Annotated in this window: 17 protein-coding genes; 6 read left to right on the top strand and 11 right to left on the bottom strand. The window is 69.5% G+C overall.

All coding sequences use genetic code 11. The annotated features are described in order from the left end of the window. Nucleotide 1: 1 nt before the first annotated feature. The gene (locus ABZX61_RS01075; protein WP_355190471.1) at nucleotides 2–880 is read right to left on the bottom strand and encodes a haloalkane dehalogenase; all 879 of its coding nucleotides are present in this window, start codon (nucleotides 878–880) and stop codon (nucleotides 2–4) included. 81 nt (nucleotides 881–961) lie between these two features. Between ABZX61_RS01075 and ABZX61_RS01070 the strand changes: the two genes are divergently transcribed. From ABZX61_RS01070 to ABZX61_RS01060, 3 genes are all read left to right on the top strand, one after another. After that, entirely contained in the window at nucleotides 962–1435 is a 474-nt protein-coding gene (locus tag ABZX61_RS01070) for a MarR family transcriptional regulator (RefSeq protein WP_355190469.1), read from the top strand. Nucleotides 1436–1506: 71 nt separating this feature from the next. Then, nucleotides 1507–2697, top strand: a complete 1191-nt coding sequence (locus ABZX61_RS01065) for a helix-turn-helix domain-containing protein (protein ID WP_350731276.1) — start codon at nucleotides 1507–1509, stop codon at nucleotides 2695–2697. 77 nt (nucleotides 2698–2774) lie between these two features. Further along, nucleotides 2775–2969 carry a hypothetical protein gene (locus tag ABZX61_RS01060; protein WP_355190467.1) on the top strand — a complete coding sequence of 65 codons (195 nt, stop codon included), beginning with the start codon at nucleotides 2775–2777 and terminating at the stop codon, nucleotides 2967–2969. 128 nt (nucleotides 2970–3097) lie between these two features. Here ABZX61_RS01060 and ABZX61_RS01055 read toward each other — a convergent pair whose 3' ends face one another. From ABZX61_RS01055 to ABZX61_RS01035, 5 genes are all read right to left on the bottom strand, one after another. Next, complete coding sequence (locus ABZX61_RS01055) at nucleotides 3098–3664, bottom strand: hypothetical protein (protein WP_355190465.1); 567 nt, start codon at nucleotides 3662–3664, stop codon at nucleotides 3098–3100. A 166-nt stretch (nucleotides 3665–3830) separates the two neighbouring features. Then, nucleotides 3831–4400, bottom strand: a complete 570-nt coding sequence (locus tag ABZX61_RS01050; protein ID WP_350731270.1) for a hypothetical protein — start codon at nucleotides 4398–4400, stop codon at nucleotides 3831–3833. A 101-nt stretch (nucleotides 4401–4501) separates the two neighbouring features. Next, nucleotides 4502–5320: an alpha/beta hydrolase gene (locus ABZX61_RS01045; protein ID WP_355190463.1), complete on the bottom strand. Its 819-nt coding sequence runs from the start codon at nucleotides 5318–5320 to the stop codon at nucleotides 4502–4504. A 122-nt stretch (nucleotides 5321–5442) separates the two neighbouring features. Then, a complete protein-coding gene (locus ABZX61_RS01040; RefSeq protein WP_355190461.1) occupies nucleotides 5443–7029 on the bottom strand; it encodes an MDR family MFS transporter in 1587 nt (528 codons plus the stop codon). Nucleotides 7030–7145: 116 nt separating this feature from the next. Continuing rightward, entirely contained in the window at nucleotides 7146–7817 is a 672-nt protein-coding gene (locus ABZX61_RS01035) for a sulfotransferase family protein (protein WP_355190459.1), read from the bottom strand. Nucleotides 7818–7966: 149 nt separating this feature from the next. Here ABZX61_RS01035 and ABZX61_RS01030 point away from each other — a divergent pair, with 149 nt between their 5' ends. Further along, the gene (locus tag ABZX61_RS01030) at nucleotides 7967–8584 is read left to right on the top strand and encodes a helix-turn-helix domain-containing protein (protein WP_350731263.1); all 618 of its coding nucleotides are present in this window, start codon (nucleotides 7967–7969) and stop codon (nucleotides 8582–8584) included. 251 nt (nucleotides 8585–8835) lie between these two features. Here ABZX61_RS01030 and ABZX61_RS01025 read toward each other — a convergent pair whose 3' ends face one another. Both ABZX61_RS01025 and ABZX61_RS01020 read right to left on the bottom strand, forming a co-directional pair. Further along, nucleotides 8836–9036 carry a hypothetical protein gene (locus ABZX61_RS01025; RefSeq protein WP_355190457.1) on the bottom strand — a complete coding sequence of 67 codons (201 nt, stop codon included), beginning with the start codon at nucleotides 9034–9036 and terminating at the stop codon, nucleotides 8836–8838. Then, a complete protein-coding gene (locus tag ABZX61_RS01020; RefSeq protein WP_355190456.1) occupies nucleotides 9033–9641 on the bottom strand; it encodes a hypothetical protein in 609 nt (202 codons plus the stop codon). Before ABZX61_RS01020 ends, ABZX61_RS01025 begins: the two co-directional genes overlap by 4 nt. 162 nt (nucleotides 9642–9803) lie before the next feature. Between ABZX61_RS01020 and ABZX61_RS01015 the strand changes: the two genes are divergently transcribed. Then, on the top strand, nucleotides 9804–11348 hold the full coding sequence (locus tag ABZX61_RS01015) for an alpha/beta hydrolase (protein ID WP_355190454.1): 1545 nt from the start codon (nucleotides 9804–9806) through the stop codon (nucleotides 11346–11348). 300 nt (nucleotides 11349–11648) lie between these two features. Here the strand turns inward: ABZX61_RS01015 and trpS are convergent, their stop codons facing one another. Together trpS and ABZX61_RS01005 are read right to left on the bottom strand one after the other, a co-directional pair. Then, nucleotides 11649–12653 carry a tryptophan--tRNA ligase gene (gene trpS, locus ABZX61_RS01010; RefSeq protein ID WP_350731256.1) on the bottom strand — a complete coding sequence of 335 codons (1005 nt, stop codon included), beginning with the start codon at nucleotides 12651–12653 and terminating at the stop codon, nucleotides 11649–11651. A 14-nt stretch (nucleotides 12654–12667) separates the two neighbouring features. After that, nucleotides 12668–13981 (bottom strand): hemolysin family protein, encoded by a 1314-nt coding sequence (locus tag ABZX61_RS01005; protein ID WP_355190452.1) that lies wholly within the window; start codon nucleotides 13979–13981, stop codon nucleotides 12668–12670. 86 nt (nucleotides 13982–14067) lie between these two features. On the opposite strand from ABZX61_RS01005, the gene galE reads away from it, so the two are divergent. Next, nucleotides 14068–15018, top strand: coding sequence for a UDP-glucose 4-epimerase GalE (gene galE, locus ABZX61_RS01000; RefSeq protein ID WP_355190450.1), 951 nt, complete (start codon nucleotides 14068–14070; stop codon nucleotides 15016–15018). A gap of 210 nt (nucleotides 15019–15228) precedes the next feature. Here galE and ABZX61_RS00995 read toward each other — a convergent pair whose 3' ends face one another. After that, nucleotides 15229–16215 carry a malate dehydrogenase gene (locus tag ABZX61_RS00995; RefSeq protein WP_350731250.1) on the bottom strand — a complete coding sequence of 329 codons (987 nt, stop codon included), beginning with the start codon at nucleotides 16213–16215 and terminating at the stop codon, nucleotides 15229–15231. Nucleotides 16216–16219 lie beyond the last annotated feature (4 nt).

Here is a 16219-nt window from a genome sequence, read left to right as displayed (position 1 = left end):
CTCAGGACGTGCCCGCGCGCCACCCGTGGCGGGCCGCCCAGCCGGCGATCGCGGCGGCGATGGCCTCCGGCTGGTCCTCGGAGGCGTGGTGGCCGGCCGGGCCGCAGTGCTCGACCTCCAAGGCGGCCATGTTCGCGGCGCACCAGGCGGCCGCCTCGGGCCCGATCAGCAGCGTCGGGGAGGAGTCGAAGGTCAGCAGCAGCTTGGGCACGTCAGAGCTGGCCCCGAGCCACTTCCCGTAACCCTCGACCCGCTCGGCCACGTCGGCGGGCTCGCCGTCCAGCGGCAGGGACCGCGCCCACTCCAGCAGCGGCCGCCTGCTCTCCCTGGTGGGGTACGGCGCCCGGTACGGCTCCTTCTCCTCCTCGCTCAGGCTCGTCAGCACGCCGCCCGAGAACGCCGTCTCCACGAGGAAGTTCTGGTCGAGCGCCAGCGCCTCCCCCTGGGCGCTCCGCAGCATCTCGGCGCGGGCACGCGGGGCCTCGCCCAGGTCGCTCCAGCTCATCGTGCGGACGATGCTCTCCATGAACGCCACCCCCCGGACCCGCTCCGGGTGACGGGCGGCCCAGTCGAACGCGAGCGCGCCACCCCAGTCATGCCCGACGAGCACCACTTCCTCCAGCCCGAGCGCGTCGAACCACGTGTCGAGGTAACGGGCGTGGTCGCCGAACCGGTAGGGAATGTCCGGCTTCCCCGAGCGCCCCATGCCGATGAGGTCGGGGGCGAGCAGGCGACCGTCCAGCCCCCGCAGCACCTTCCGCCACGCATGGGACGAGGCCGGATTCCCGTGCAGGAACACGAAGGGCAGGCCGGAGCCGCCGGAGTCCTCGAAGTACATGGTCGAGTCGAGCACGTCGATCGTCGGCATGACGGTTCTCATTTCGTAAGTGCGACTAACGTTTATGACACTAACGAACGTACATCGTTAGTGCCACTAACGCAAGGGACTATCATCGGGAGCATGACGGACGACCTCAGGGCCACCCCCGCAGCGCTGCGGCTCCTGCCGAGCCGGACGCTGTCGCTGGTCGCGATGCACGCCGACCGGCTGGTCAACGAGGGCCTGGCCGCTGTCGACGCCCGAAAGTGGCACTACGCGGCGCTCGTCGCGCTCCGCGAGGCGGGCCCGGTGAGCCAGGCCGAGCTGAGCAGGCGCACCGGCATCTACCGCAGCGACATGGTCGCCGTCATCAACGAGCTCGCGGAGCGCGGCTTCGTCGAGCGCGCCCCCGACCCCGCCGACCGCCGCCGCAACGTCATCACCATCACCCCCGAGGGGATCCAGCAGGTACGACGGCTGCACACGCTCATCGCGAGCCTTCAGGACGAGCTGTTCGCCCCTTTGAGCCAACCGGAACGCGAGCAGTTGTCAGGTCTGCTGGCCCGCCTCCTGGAGCATCACGCGCGCTCCGGCAGCTCCTCTGAGCAGGGCTGAATCCAGGACAGGCGATCTCCTGGAGCCCTAGCCTGTGGGATGTCGGGACCCACCCAGGAGGCCGCACGTCCATGTCCGAAATAGCCACCGGGCAGATGATCAGGCTCCAGCGCGAACGAAGGGGCATGAGCACCACCGCGCTGGCGACCCAGTCCGGCTGCACCCCCAGGCACATCGAGCTGATCGAGCACGGCAAACGAACCCCCTCGCTCCCCCTGCTGCGGGAGATCGCCAAAGTGCTGGGCGTACGCACCGCCGTGCTCTTGGGGGAGACCCCGCGTGACTCGCATGAGCCCAGCCGGCCGCAGATCAGCGACATCGAGCGGGCGTTGTTCACGTGGCGCTCGCTGGAGCCCGACATCGAGCCGCCCGACGCCGAACAGCTCTCCGAACGGGTGGCGGCGGCCCGCAGCGCCTGGTTCACCTCGGCGCACCGCTACTCGATCCTGATGGCGTCCCTGCCGTCCCTGATCTCCGACGCCGAGAACCTCGCGCTCGCGGACACGCCGCAGGCCCACCGCGTCGCGTCCGACGCGTACATGCTGGCCAGGGGGGTGCTCAAGCACCTGCGGCGGGTCGATCTCGCGCATCTGGCCGCGGACCGGGCCATGAGGTTCGCGGAGGAGTCGGGGGATCCGCTGATCCGGGCGTGGGCGTACTGGAGCCTGGGGCAGTCGATGTTGTCGGACGACATGCACCAGATCGCGTACGACATCGGCCGGCGCGGCATCGAGTTGCTGGAACCCCACGTCGCCGACGGCGACGACCGCCACGTCAAGGCGCTCGGCGCGCTGCACCTGCTGACCGCGATCGGCGCGGCGCGCGGGGGCGACGACGACGAGGCCAGGGAGATCGTCCGCGGGCCCGCGGCGCGGCTCGCGCAGCGCGTCGAGGACGGGGCCGACGTCTACGACCTGGCCTTCTTCGGGCCGACCAACGTCGCCATCCACATGGCCAGCATCGAGAACGACCTGGGGCGGCCGGAGGCGGTGCTGCAGATCGCCGACGACATCGACCTGCGGCACACGCCGTCCATCGAGCGGCGCGCCACCCATCTCAGCCAGGTCGCCCGCGCCTGCGAGGACGTGGGCGACGACGCCGCCAGCCTGCTCCACCTCCTGCGGATCGAGCGCGAATGCCCGGAGGAGCTGGACCACAAGCTGCTGCTGAGGGAGATGGTGCGGTCCCTGGCGCGGCGCGCGCGGCCGTCGTGGGCGCCGGAGGTCCGCTACCTGGCCGAGCGCCACGGCATCGCGAACTGAGAGTTCGGGCCGGATGAACGGGGAGTTCTGCGGCCGGAGTTCGTCACGGAGCGGGGTGTGGGTGACACGCTGTGTTCATGACCACAGCGCCGAGTGCCGAGTTCGTCATGGAACGACTGCTTCAGGAGGCAACACGGGAGTTCCCCGGGTGGTCGTTCCAGCGGGATCGTTCAGGCTGGACCGCCACCCACGGGGACACCCACCTCACCCGCCCCAGCCTGGCGGCCCTGCGCGCCCTGCTCCGGCTCCACCGCGGGACACGGAGAAACTGAACGACGACCGGTGGGCGCGCGCCTGACCGCTCCGGGACCTCATCCCTCAGCCTGCCGGCCGGAGCGTGTGACGAGGGCCTGCGCCGTGGCCGGCCGGCACCGCGATCGAGCCGGACCCGCGCGGGAGATCAGCCTGCGAACGTCACGGTGGAGTACCGGTACCAGGTCTTGCCGTTCTCGTCCCCGTAGTGAACACGACCGGTCATGACCTTGCCGTACCGCGCCTGCCAGCTGTGGCTGCTCTCCGTGTACTCACCGGTGATGTCCCCGTCACGCAACCGCACCTGCTGTCCCTGCCAGTACAGCGCGGCGCTGCGGTACCTCGTGTCGCCGTTCTCGTCGTCCTGGTGCCATCTGCCGACGACCACCTGGTTGTCGGGAGCACTGTAGTCGGACCTGCTCTCCCTCTGCGGGGAGGTCCAGTCTCCGGCGTGCACCTGGACCTGCTCGCCGTTGATCAGAATGCGGCTGCAGTGGTAGGTGGTCCGGGCGTTCTCGTCGCCGTAGTGCGAGCGTCCGGTGAGCACCTGGTTCGGCGGGCAGCTGAACTGGACGCCCGTCCATTCCCACACGGTTTCGCTGTAGATGCGTTCCATTTCGATCGTCACCGCCGCCGATGCGGGAGTGGCCATGGTGGCGGCCGACAGGGCGGCGGCCACGACGACGACGGACAGGGCCTTGCCGTACGTTCTCATTGTCTCGGGTTCCTTTCGAAGTGTGATCACGCGCAGGGCGGCCAAGATTCCCGGGTTGCCGAAGGACGAGAACCACTTCGGGACCGGCCGAGCCTGATCGGTTGCGCCGCCCGGCGCGACGGTCAGCGGATCGCCGCCGCTTCGAGGTCGGCGGCGGTCGGCGGGGTCAGCCCGCGACGGTCACGGTGGCGAACCGGTAGTAGGTCTTGCCGTTCTCGTCGCCGTTGTGCAGACGACCTGTCATGACCTTGTTCTCGTCCGCGTGCCAGGTGTGGGCGCTCTCCCTGTACTCACCGCTGATGTCCCCGTTGGCCAACAGCACCCGCTGGCCCCGCCAGTAGATGGTGGCGGCGCGGTACCTCGTGTAGCCGTTCTCGTCGCCTTCGTGCCACCTGCCGGCGACCGCCTGGTGGTCGGGGGCGCTGTAGTCGGACCTGCTCTCCTTCTGGCGGGCGGTCCAGTCGCCGAGGTACACCTGGGCCTGCTCGCCGTTGATGAGGATGAAGCTGCAGTAGTAGGTGGTGCGGGCGTTCTCGTCGCCGTTGTGCGAGCGGCCGGTGAGCACCTGGTTCGTGGGACAGGTGTACGGGTCGATCCACTCCCGTACCGTCTCGCCACCGGCGCGCTCGACCCTGATCGTCACGGCCGCGGCGGACGCGGGTACGGGAGCCGCCACGGTCACGGCCGCCAGCGCGGTCAGGGCGGCTGCCGCGATGGACGACGCCTTCTTCCTCATATCTGTGTCTCCTGCGACGCGGTTTCGGTTACCTCGCGGAGCCTCACAGAGCCCACTGGTGATCCACTTGTGTCTCAGTTGCGACGGCGACCGGGCGCACCTCAACAACCGGATCGGCCGAGCACCTCACCGGCGAAGGCGTCGATGACGGCGGCGACCTGATCGGGGGCCTTGGCGTGGGCGGCGTGCCCCTGCCCGCGCAGCACCACCCGCTCCACCCGCGGCATCACCCGCTCCAGCGCGTCGAGCCGCTCCCCGAGATGCGCCGGACTGCGATCACCGCCGAGCAGCACGGTGGGCACCTCGATCCCCGAGTAGGCGTCGAGCCGCACGCCGAGCGAGTCCATGCCCACGTTGTCCTCGATCTGCGACGGAACGAGCGCCCGCATCCTCGGCACCACCGTCACGAACACCCCGGCCAGTAACGCCACCCACGCGGGAACCCGCACGGAGCGCCGCAGGAAGACCCTCAACGCCTTCCCCGGCCGACCGGCCGCGATCGCCGCCCGAGCCCGCGCGTGCACCTCACCGTGCGGCCCGCCGAGTGGCGCCCCGATCACCGTGGGCGGCTCGTACAGGACCGTCCCCGCGAACGCCGACGGGTCGGCCACCAGGGCCTCCAGCGCGATCACGGCGCCCGAGGAATGCCCGACGAGCACCATCGGCCCGCCACCCAGCGCCGCCGCCACGGCCAGGACGTGCTCGACCTCCTGAGCGACCGTGCAGGAGGCGCCGTCGAGATCGAGCCGGTACCGCCGCCGGTGCAGCCGCACGACCCGATGGCGCGCGGCGAGCCGCGCGGCCACCTCCCGCCAGGACGAGCCGTCGTCGAGGCCGGGATGGAGAACGAGAACGATCGGCCCCTGCCCCTCGTCGATGGCCCGCGCCTCGGTCCCGTCGGCCGTCATCACGCTGATCATCAGCCACCCCCTTAGCGTCGCTAAGGCAAATTTAGCACCGCTAAGGCCGCACGACTACTGGGTGCCGTATCGCCTCGCTGTCGTGGGCGTTGCCTGGTACCGGCCGGTGGCGGCGGATGGCCTCACCTACCGGCCGCGACCGGCTCGGAGTCGGGGCTGGCAGCCGGTGCGGCGGCGCTGCGCAGTGGGACCTGGCGGATGAACAGGGCCAGGATGACGCCGACGGCGGTCACCGCCGCGCCCCAGGTGAACAGGGTGGTGATGCCGTCGGTGACGGCTTGCTGGAACAGGTGCCGGGCTGCTTCGGGCAGGGCACGCAGCGTTTGCGGGGTCATGGAGACGGCGGAGGCGGCCACGCCCTGCCCGGCCGGCCCGGCGGCTGCCAGGGAGTCGGCCAGCTGGCTGGTGTAGACGGCGCCGAGCAGGGAGACGCCGAGCGAGCTGCCCATGTTGCGCAGGAAGGTCGACACCCCTGTGCCTGCGCCCATGTCGCGCAGGTCGAGGCTGTTCTGGGCGATGAGGGTGCTGGTCTGCATCAGCGCGCCCATGCCGGCGCCGAGGACCACCATGTAGAGGGCCGTCATCGTGGTGGTGGTGCCGAGGCCCACGGTGGCGAACAGTGCCAGGCCGACGGTGACGAGGATGGAGCCGATGATGGGCAGCGATTTGTAGTGCCCGGTCTTGCTGATCAGTGAGCCACCGGCCAGGCTGACGATCATCGCGGCGATCATCATGGGCATGAGCAGCAGGCCGCTGTTGGTGGCCGAGGAGCCCTGGACGAACTGCTGGAACTGCGGCAGGAAGCCCGTGGCGCCGAACATGGCGAAACCCGAGATGAAGGCGACGGCGCCGGCGAGGGAGAAGTTGCGGCTCTTGAAGACTCGCAGCGGCATGATCGGCTCGGCTGCCCGCCGCTGGACGATCACGAAGGCGACGAACCCGGCCACTGCCAGCGCCGCCAGGCCGAGGATCTGCGGCGAGCTCCAGTCATACTGGGTGCCGCCCCAGCTGGTGATGAGCACCAGTGCGGTGATCCACACTGTCAGCAGCGCGGTGCCCCACCAGTCGATCACGGCCTTGCCGGTGCCCTTGGGCAGCTTGGCCAGGGTGATCCAGCACAGGACCAGGGTGATGGCGCCGAGCGGCAGGTTGACGTAGAAGGCCCAGCGCCAGCTCAGGTTGTCGGTGATGAAGCCGCCGATGAGCGGACCACCGATCATCGCCACCGGCATGGCGGCCATCATCACGCCCTGGTACTTGCTGCGGTCCCGCGGCGGGATCATCTCACCGATGATCGACAGCACGCCGACCATCAGGCCGCCCGCTCCCAGGCCCTGCAGCGCGCGGAAGCCGATCAGCTGCGCCATGTCCTGTGACATCCCGCACAAAACCGAGCCGAGCAGGAAGAGCGCCACGGCGGCGACGAAGACGATGCGCCGGCCATACAGGTCGCCGAGCTTGCCCCAGATCGGCGTGGCCACGGTGGAGGCCAGGACGTAGCCGGTGGTCACCCACGCCAGGTGGTTCAGGCCGCCCAGATCACCGACGATGGTCGGCAGCGCAGGGGCGACGATCATGTTGTCCAGCATCGCCAGCATCATGGCGATGACCAGGCCGCTCATGGTCACGAGGATCTGGCGATGGCTGAACCCCAGTCCGGCCTGCTGCCCCGCCACCGGGGGACTCGTCGCGCTGTCTCCTGCCATCATTGCGCTCCCATCGATGCAATAGAACTTACCGGTCGGTCGGCAAGCTTACTTGCTAACCGGCCGGTAAGCAATTGCCCGGCCGTCCCTCCTCGCCGGCATCTGACGCGTCGCTGAGGTCATTGCCCGCCGAGGTCGCTCATCCGGGCCCGTATGTCGGCTGTGGTGTTCTCGTGCGGGAACGGCTCGTCGGGAACCGGGAGGTCGAGTGCGGCGCACAAGGGCTGCCAGCCGTCGGCCGGCTGCCATTCCAGCAGCCGGTGCGCCGGCACGGTGGCGCGGACCTCAGCGAGGTGCCGCTCGTAGGCCGCGACGACCTTGTCACGGTCGTGGGGGTCGCCGAACGCGCCGCCGAACAGGGCCCGGATCATCTCCTCCATGGCGCGGGCCTGCTCTGGGGTGCCACCGGCGTCCATCGGCGGCCGCGCGCCGGCGAAGTCGCCGCGCGCCAGGCGGCGCGCCCCTTCCAGCACCGTCCGGTCCATGCTCTGGTACCAGCGCTCGGCACTTTCCCGCCGGGACAGCAGCACCAGCGCGTCCGGGAACTCGGCGGACAACTCCCGCCAGAACCACGACATCGGCCAGTCCACCCCGGCGGCGTATCCTGCGAGGAATCGCCGCCAGTCAGGCATGACACCCGCGCAGGCGTCGCGCCAGACCGCGGCGTCGTCCGGCCGCCCGAACAGCTCCCGCATGTGGTAGCAGGGCGCCCCGAGCAGCCGTTCCAACGCCGCCTTCAGCGACGTCGTCCCCGTACGCGGAAATCCCGCTCCCACAACTCGCAAACTCATGCCAGCCCTTCCTTCCTCGATCACGACGACCCCAGTCGCCTCCGGCGGAGTGGTTGCCTACCGGCCGGTTAGCAAGCTACTTGCTGACCGGCCGGTAAGCAAGTGGGTGTAGACTCTCCGGAGAGCTGAGCCTGGGAGCAAGAAGAGCGATGTCAAAGACGGAACAGGCGACGGCCTCGCGACGCAAGGGCAGCCAGACGCGGGCCGAGATCCAGCAGGCCGCGCTGTCGCTGTTCACCGAGCGCGGCTACGACGCCACCTCGATGCGCGAGATCGCCGAACAGATCGGCATCACCAAGGCGGCGCTCTACTACCATTTCGACAGCAAAGAGGCGATCATCCTCAGCCTCTTCCAAGACAACATGCGCGCCCTCGACGACCTCCTGGACTGGGCCGCAGGCCAGGCGCTCACCCCGGAGCTGTCCTCCGAGTTCCTGGGCCGCTGGATCGCTCTGAGCGGCGGACGGGGACTGCGGGTCATGCGGTTCGCCGCCGCCAACCATGCCACCCTGCGCAAGGTGATGCCGCTGCGGGACGGCGGCCCGCTGGAACGGATAGGCAGGGCCACACAGCTCCTCCTCGGCCCCGACGCGCCGCTGACCGACCGGCTGCGCGTCCGGATGGCCCTGCTCAGTGTGCACAACGCCGTGCTGGCCGCCCAGGGCACCGAAGCCACGGACGACGACATCCTCGCCATCGCCACGCAAGCGGCGACGCTGCTGGTCGGCGATCTGTTCCCGGCGCCGCGGCTCCCCGTCCCCGAGTAGGCACGCAGAAGGTGGCGACCCGTTGTTCGATCTCTGGCGCCACTCCGGCCTGCCTCGCCCAACTGAACGCCGTCCAGGGTGGCGGCGAGGTGCTCGATGCGCTTGGCCAGTCACGCAAGGCATCGGCCACCTTCACCAGCAGCCTGAGCGGCTCGCCTCGCTCTTCGGGCGTGAAGTCGTCGAACATCACCCGTGTGGGAAGCGCCCGTGCTGCGTGAAGCACTGCCAGGAGATGTTGGTGAACGGCACCCCTACTGCTCGTCCGGTGGTGAATCCTCGGCGGTTCGCAGGTGCGCCGCGTCCTGGTACGCCCGGATGACGGCGGCGATCATGGCGAGCAGCGCGACGGCGGGCGCGACGAGCCAGCCGATCTCCCCGGAGACGTACCAGGCGGGAATCAGCTGCGCGGCAGCCAGGTAGACCCAGAAGCCGGGCGTTCCGGGGGCTCTCAAAACCGGCTCTCCCATACGTACCAGGGGCCCCGGATATGCGTGTATCCGGTGTGGGACTCGTCCGGCGGCTCACCGCCGGGGCTCCACGCGAAGCCGTACCCATCGAGGAACCCTGTGCCGCTCACCAGGAAACGAGCCCCGCCCTCGATCCGCTCGATCGACGTCAACGGGTAGAGCCCCGCCCATTGGTCGTCGTGCCCGCCGGCCTCGTCCTCCGAGGCGACCGTCCGGGCGAGCTGCTCCAGGCTCGCCTCCGAGAACGCGAACCGGGCAGCGAACGGCAGGCCGGTATACACCAGGCCGACCACGGCCACCCCGATGACCGGCGCGCACGCCCAGCGCAGCCAGTGCCGTCGCAGCCCGGCGCGGCCGTCCGAACGCAGCAGGCCCACCAGGAACCGGGCGGTCCAGACGACGACCGTGGCGAGCCCCAGCAGCAAGCCCATCAACACCAGCGGGAAGGGACCGCCGCCCGGCAGGCTCCAGTGGTTCAGGATGATCAGCGCGAGCAGGACGACCAGGGGAAGCAGCACCTTGCCAGGCGGACCGATCAGGATCCGGGTGAGCTCCGGTAACGGAGGTTGCGCGGTGGCATCGTCGGACACGCCGCGAGCGTATCGCGGCGTGTCCGCTACATCGAAACCTCCGGAATTCATGGAAACCGGTGCATAGGACCAAAGACCCAGGGCCGTCGTCCTCGCGAAGGAGCCGCCGGTCCATACTTGCGCCCGATTCACACCCGTCCGGAGGCCGTCGAAGATCAGAGCATGCGAAGACTCACCGCATTGTTGTTAGGACTCATCTCACCGCTCGCCTTACTCACGCCGGTCTCGGCCGCCACCACGCAGGCCACGCAGCCACGGGACACGATCTCGTGGGCGCCGTGCCCGGAAGAGCCGGGCGTCGAATGCGGAACGCTCACCGTGCCCATCGACTGGAGCCGGCCGTCGAGCGGCACGTTCGAGGTGGGTGTGGCCCGCCGCAAGGCCACCGATCCCGCCGCCAGGATCGGCGCGCTCGTGCTGGGCGCGGGCGGCCCCGGAGGATCGGGGGTGAGGCTGGTCTTCGGCAGCCCGCACACGTTCAGTCCCGAGATCCTGCGCCGCTTCGACATCGTGGGCCTCGACCCGCGAGGCACCAACCGCAGCCACCCCGTGGTCTGCTCCACGGACCTGATGATGCAGGCCCCGGACCCGCTCCTGAAGAGCCAGGCCGACTTCGACAGGATGCTGGCCTACAACGACCGCCTGCGGGCCGACTGCCGGGCCCGTACCGGCCCGCTCTTCGACCACGTCGACTCGCTCAGCACCGCGGCCGACCTCGACGCCTTCCGCGCCGCGCTCGGCGAGGACAAGCTGACCTTCTGGGGCGGCTCCTACGGCACCCTCCTCGGCCAGCTGTACGCCGAGCGCTACCCGTCACGGGTCCGCGCCTTCGTGCTCGACAGCACGATGGACCACAGCCTGGACACGCAGGGTTTCATGGACACGGAGACCTGGGGCGCGCAGGACGCCTTCAACGAGTTCGTGGCCTGGTGCGACCGCGACGACCGCTGCCTCCAGCACGGCAAGGACGTCAGATCGATCTGGAAGGGGCTGCTGGAGCGCGCCGACCGCGGCGAACTGCCCGTCCCGGGAGAGCCGGACACCAAGATAACCGCGTTCATGCTGATCCGCGAGGCCCTGGGCGCCTTCTACGATCCGGCCAACTGGCAGCCCCTCTCCCAACTGCTCGCCGATCTGGAGGCCGGTGAGACCCCGCGCCCGGGCGCGTTCCCCTTGGCGATCAACCGGACGCAGGAGGTCAGCCCCAACCCGTTCCAGGTCTTCTGCCTGGACTTCCGGCTGCCCGTACGCGACTACCGCGAGTTCGGCAAGCACCTGCGCCGCCTGGCGAAGATCGCCCCCGACATGCGTTACAGCCCTCTGGCGATCGGCCCGGTCATCTCATGCCTCGGCCAACCGGACCCGATCCCCAACCCGCAGCACCGCCTGAAGGTGCGGACGAACACGCCGCTGCTGGTCCTCAACTCCCTGCACGACCCGGCCACCGTCTATCCGTGGGCCCTCAGCACGACCCAGCAACTGGGCCGGTCGGGCCGGCTGCTCACGTACGAGGGCTGGGGCCACATCGCCTACGGACGCGGAGCCTGCACCACGGGGGCCGTCGACACCTACCTGATCTCGCGGACCCTCCCGGCACCGGGGACCCGTTGCCCGGCCGTCCCACCTGCCGAGGTCCAGACGTTCAGGGAGCCCGTCTCCCCGCTGCCCGGAACGCCCGGCTGGATGTCCTCCGGCCTTTTCAACTGATCTTCGGGTGATCTCGTGATGAGGGGTGGCTCGTGCGCGTACGAGCCACCCCGCTGTCGACTGTCACGCAGAGCAGGGGAACGCCGATGTGGAACCGCCGGCGGCTGAGCGCTGTTGGTCAGCGACCTGGTGGTACGAAGCAGGTGCCCGTGCCCCCATGGTCGACGAACCGCGCTCGGGCGATAGCGCGGCCGAAGGCCGCCCGAGGAAGGGCAGCCCGAGCGACAGCGAGGACCGCTCGGGGCGGGCTCCAGCAGGCCCACCCGGTGACCGGGCAACGGGTGGGTGGAGCCGCGCGACCTACAGCGTGGGCAGGAAGCCGACCTTGTCACGAACTTCGGCCATGGTCTGCTTGGCCACCGCCGCGGCGCGCTCGGCGCCGATGGCGAGCAGGCGGTCGAGCTCGGCCTCGTCCGACAGCAGCTTCTCCGTGCGCTCCCTGATGGGCGTGAACGTGTCCGCCACCGCCTCCGCCACGTCCTTCTTGAACGTGCCGTAGCCCTGCCCCTCGTAGCGGGCCACGAGGTCGGGGATGGGGGTGCCGGTCAGGGCCGACTGGATGCGGAGCAGGTTGGAGATGCCCGGCTTGTTCTCCTCGTCGAACAGCACCTCCGAGCCCGTGTCCGTGACCGCCCGCATGACCTTCTTGCGCAGCGGGCCGGGCTGCTCCAGGACGTCGAGGATGCCGGCGGGGCTCGAGGAGGACTTCGACATCTTCGCCGTGGGGTCCTGGAGGTCGGTGATCTTCTCGACCTCCTTGAGGATGTACGGCTCGGGCAGCGTGAACGTGTCGCCGAAGCGGTGGTTGAAGCGCTGGCCCAGGTCGCGGGTGAGCTCCAGGTGCTGCTTCTGGTCGGCGCCCACCGGGACCCGGTTGGCCTGGTAGAGCAGGATGTCGGCGGCCTGCAGGATCGGGTAGGTGAAGAGGCCGACGCTGGCCGCGCTCTCCCCGAACTTGGCCGACTTGTCCTTGAACTGGGTCATCCGGCCCGCCTCGCCCATGCCGGTGAGGCAGATCAGGATCCAGGCGAGCTCGGTGTGCTCACGTACGTGCGACTGCACGAAGACCGTGGACTGCTCCGGGTCGAGGCCCGCGGCGAAGAGCTGGGCGGCGGCGACGCGAGTGCGGCGGCGCAGCGCGGCGGGCTCGGTCGGCACGGTGATCGCGTGGAGATCGACCACGCAGTAGAAGGCGTCGTGGGTCTCCTGCAGAGCAACCCACTGACGGACGGCACCCAGGTAGTTGCCCAGGTGGAAGGAGTCCGCTGTGGGCTGGATGCCGGAGAGTACACGAGGTCTGGCCATAGCACGTAATTGTGTCAGGAATCTTGCTCGGGCGGCGACTCGACCGCCGGGCCGCGTTTCACTCTCACCCTGGCGATACGGCGCCCGTCCAGCTCTGTGACAGTCATCTCAAAACCCGATATTTCCACCTTTTCCCCCACGACCGGCACATGCCCCAGCATCGCCATGACAAATCCGGCAAGCGTCTCATAAGGGCCGTCCGGCAATCTGATGCCGGTCTCGGTGGCGAAGTCGTTGAGGTTCGTGAGGCCGTCGATCTCGATCTCACCGGCGGGCAGGACCACGACGTCCTCCTCCTCGTCGTACTCGTCCCTGATGTCCCCGATCAGCTCCTCGACCAGGTCCTCCAGGGTCACGATGCCCGCCGTGCCGCCGTACTCGTCCACCACGATCGCCAGGTGCTGGCCCTCGTCGCGCATCTCGTTCAACGTGCTGAGTAGCCGCTTCGAGGCAGGCACGAACTTGGCCACGCGGATCGGCACCACCGCGCCGATCGGCTCGGTCCGCCCGGTGAGCTCGGGGTCCAGCAGGTCCCGTACGTGTACGAACCCGATGACCTCGTCGTACGTCTCCCGATAGACGGGGAAGCGCGAGTGCGGCAGCCCCGCCGCGAGGCGGGCCGCCTCGTCCAGCGGCGTCTCGGCGTCCATGAACTCGACCTCGGTACGCGGCAGCATCACCTCCCTGAGCTGCCGTTTCCCGGCCGCGAACACCTCGGCGATCAGCTTGCGCTCGTCGGCGGTGAGGTCGGTGTGCCCGACCACCATGTCACGCAGTTCCTCGGTGGTGACCTCTTCGCGGTCGGCATCCGGATTGCCCCCGAGCAGCCGGACCACGAGGTCGGTGGACTTCGACAACATCCAGATGATCGGCCGCGACAGGGACGCGATCCGGTCGAGGAACGGCGCCACGTACAACGACAGCCCCTCGGCCCGCTGCAGCGCCAGGCGCTTGGGCGCCAGCTCGCCGAGCACGAGCGACACGTACGAGATCGCCAGCGTCACCAGCACGAGGCCGAGCACGGGGGCCACGGCCTTGGGCACCTGCCACTGCTCCAGCACGGGCACGAGCTGCGCGGCCAGCCGGTCGGCGCCGAACGCGGCCGACAACATGGTGGCGACGGTGACGCCGATCTGGACGGCGGACAGGAAGCGGTTGGGGTCATGGGCGAGTTTGGCCACCCGCTCGCCGCGGCGGCCCCGCTGGGAGAGCTTGCGGACCTGGCTTTCCCGGAGGGAGACCATGGCGATTTCGGCGGCGGCGAAGAACCCCCCGATCAGGATGAACACCAGAACCAGGGCGATGTTGGCCGCGAGGGTGTCAAACATGGTGGTTGGCAGCGTACTCGGCGGCCTTCGCGCGTATGCTGGGCGGCGAGCCGTACAAAATCCAACATATTTGAACAGGAGTACACATGAGGCTATTGGTCACCGGGGGTGCCGGATACGTCGGCAGTGTCGTGGCGGCGCAGCTCATCGAGGCAGGGCACGAGGTGACCGTACTCGACGACCTGTCAACCGGGCATCAGGACGCGGTGCCGGAAGGTGCCCGATTTGTCCAAAAAAGCATCACCGAGGCACATGACGTGCTCGACGGCATGGACGCGGTGCTGCACTTCGCGGCCAAGTCACTGGTGGGCGAGTCGGTGGAGAAGCCGGGCCTCTACTGGGCGCACAACCTCGGCGGCACGCTGGCCCTGCTCGACGCCATGCGGGACAAGGGGGTGAGCAGGATCGTGTTCTCCTCGACCGCGGCCACGTACGGGGAGCCCGAGCGCTCCCCCATCGAGGAGGACGACCCCACGCGCCCGACCAACCCCTACGGCGCCTCCAAGCTGGCCGTCGACACCGCGCTGAGCGCGTTCGCGGCGATCCGCGGGCTGGGAGCGGTGAGCCTGCGGTACTTCAACGTGGCCGGCGCCTACGGCCGCTACCGCGAGCGGCACACGATCGAGACCCACCTCATCCCGAACGTCCTGAAGGTCGCGACCGGCGAACGCGAGTCCGTGAGCGTCTTCGGCACCGACTACCCGACGCCCGACGGCACCTGCGTGCGCGACTACGTTCACGTGTCGGACCTGTCGCGGGCGCATCTGCTGGCGCTGGACGCCATCACGCCGGGCAAGCACAAGATCTACAACCTGGGCAGCGGCACCGGCTTCAGCGTGCAGGAGGTGATCTCGGTCTGCCGCGAGGTCACCGGGCACGAGATCCCGGCCGTGGTCGCGGACCGGCGCCCCGGCGATCCCGCCGTGCTGGTCGCCTCGTCCGCCAGGATCCAGCGGGAGCTCGGCTGGAAGGCCGAACGACCCGCGCTGCGTGACATCGTTTCTGACGCGTGGGACGCGCTTTCCGCAAATGCGTGATGCCGCACCGCAAAATGTGCTGTGATACCGAAATGTGAGGAACTTTTCACCAAGGGTCACGAAGCTGCTCTTCGGTGTCCTCATCGTGACGGGTAGTCTCCTGGCCGCCGCGGGCGTGATCTTCGCCACCCCGCCGGCCGTCCCCGCCGTGCAGCCCGTGTCCTGTCCGCCCTGAAGCCCCCCGCCTCGCGCGGGGGGCCGGGCCGGTCGTCAGATGAGGCCGAGCTCCTTGACCGCGTCGCGCTCCTCCACCAGCTCGCGCACGCTGGCGTCGATCCGGTCGCGGGAGAACGCGTCGATCTCGAGCCCCTGGATGATCTCGAACTTGCCGTTCGCCGCACGCACGGGGAACGACGAGATGAGCCCCTCGGGCACGCCGTAGGAGCCGTCGGAGACGACGGCCGCGGAGGTCCACTCGGTGCCGTTGACCCAGTCGTAGACGTGGTCGATCGCCGCGTTGGCGGCCGAGGCGGCCGAGGAGGCGCCGCGGGCCTCGATGATGGCGGCGCCGCGCTTGGCCACCGTCGGGATGAACGTCTCGCGCAGCCACTCGCCGTCGACCTGCTCGGCCGCGATCTTGCCGCCCACCTCGGCGTGGAACAGGTCGGGGTACTGCGTCGCGGAGTGGTTGCCCCAGATCGTCATCTTCTTGATCTCGGTGACCGGCACCTGGAGCTTGGCGGCCAGCTGGGACAGCGCGCGGTTGTGGTCGAGCCGGGTCATCGCGGTGAAGCGGTCGGCGGGCACGTCGGGCGCGTTCTGCTGGGCGATGAGCGCGTTGGTGTTGGCCGGGTTGCCCACGACCAGGACCTTGATGTCGTCGGCGGCGTGGTCGTTGATCGCCTTGCCCTGGGGGCCGAAGATGCCGCCGTTGGCGCCGAGCAGGTCGCCGCGCTCCATGCCGGCCTTGCGCGGCATGGCGCCGACCAGCAGCGCGACGTTGGCCCCGGCGAAGGCGACGTTGGGGTCATCGGTGATCTCGATGCCGGACAGCAGCGGGAACGCGCAGTCGTCGAGCTCCATGGCGGTGCCCTCGGCGGCCTTCACCGCCTGCGGGATCTCCAGCAGGCTGAGCTTGACCGGGACGTCGGCGCCGAGCAGCTGCCCCGACGCGATGCGGAACAGCAGTGCGTAACCGATCTGACCGGCGGCTCCGGTGACGGTTACCTTGACGGGCCCGTTGGCTGACGACGCCATGGCC

It is taken from the genome of Nonomuraea sp. NPDC003709, assembly GCF_040610775.1.
GTDB lineage: Bacteria > Actinomycetota > Actinomycetes > Streptosporangiales > Streptosporangiaceae > Nonomuraea > Nonomuraea angiospora_A.
This window is presented reverse-complemented; position numbering and strand designations above follow the sequence as displayed.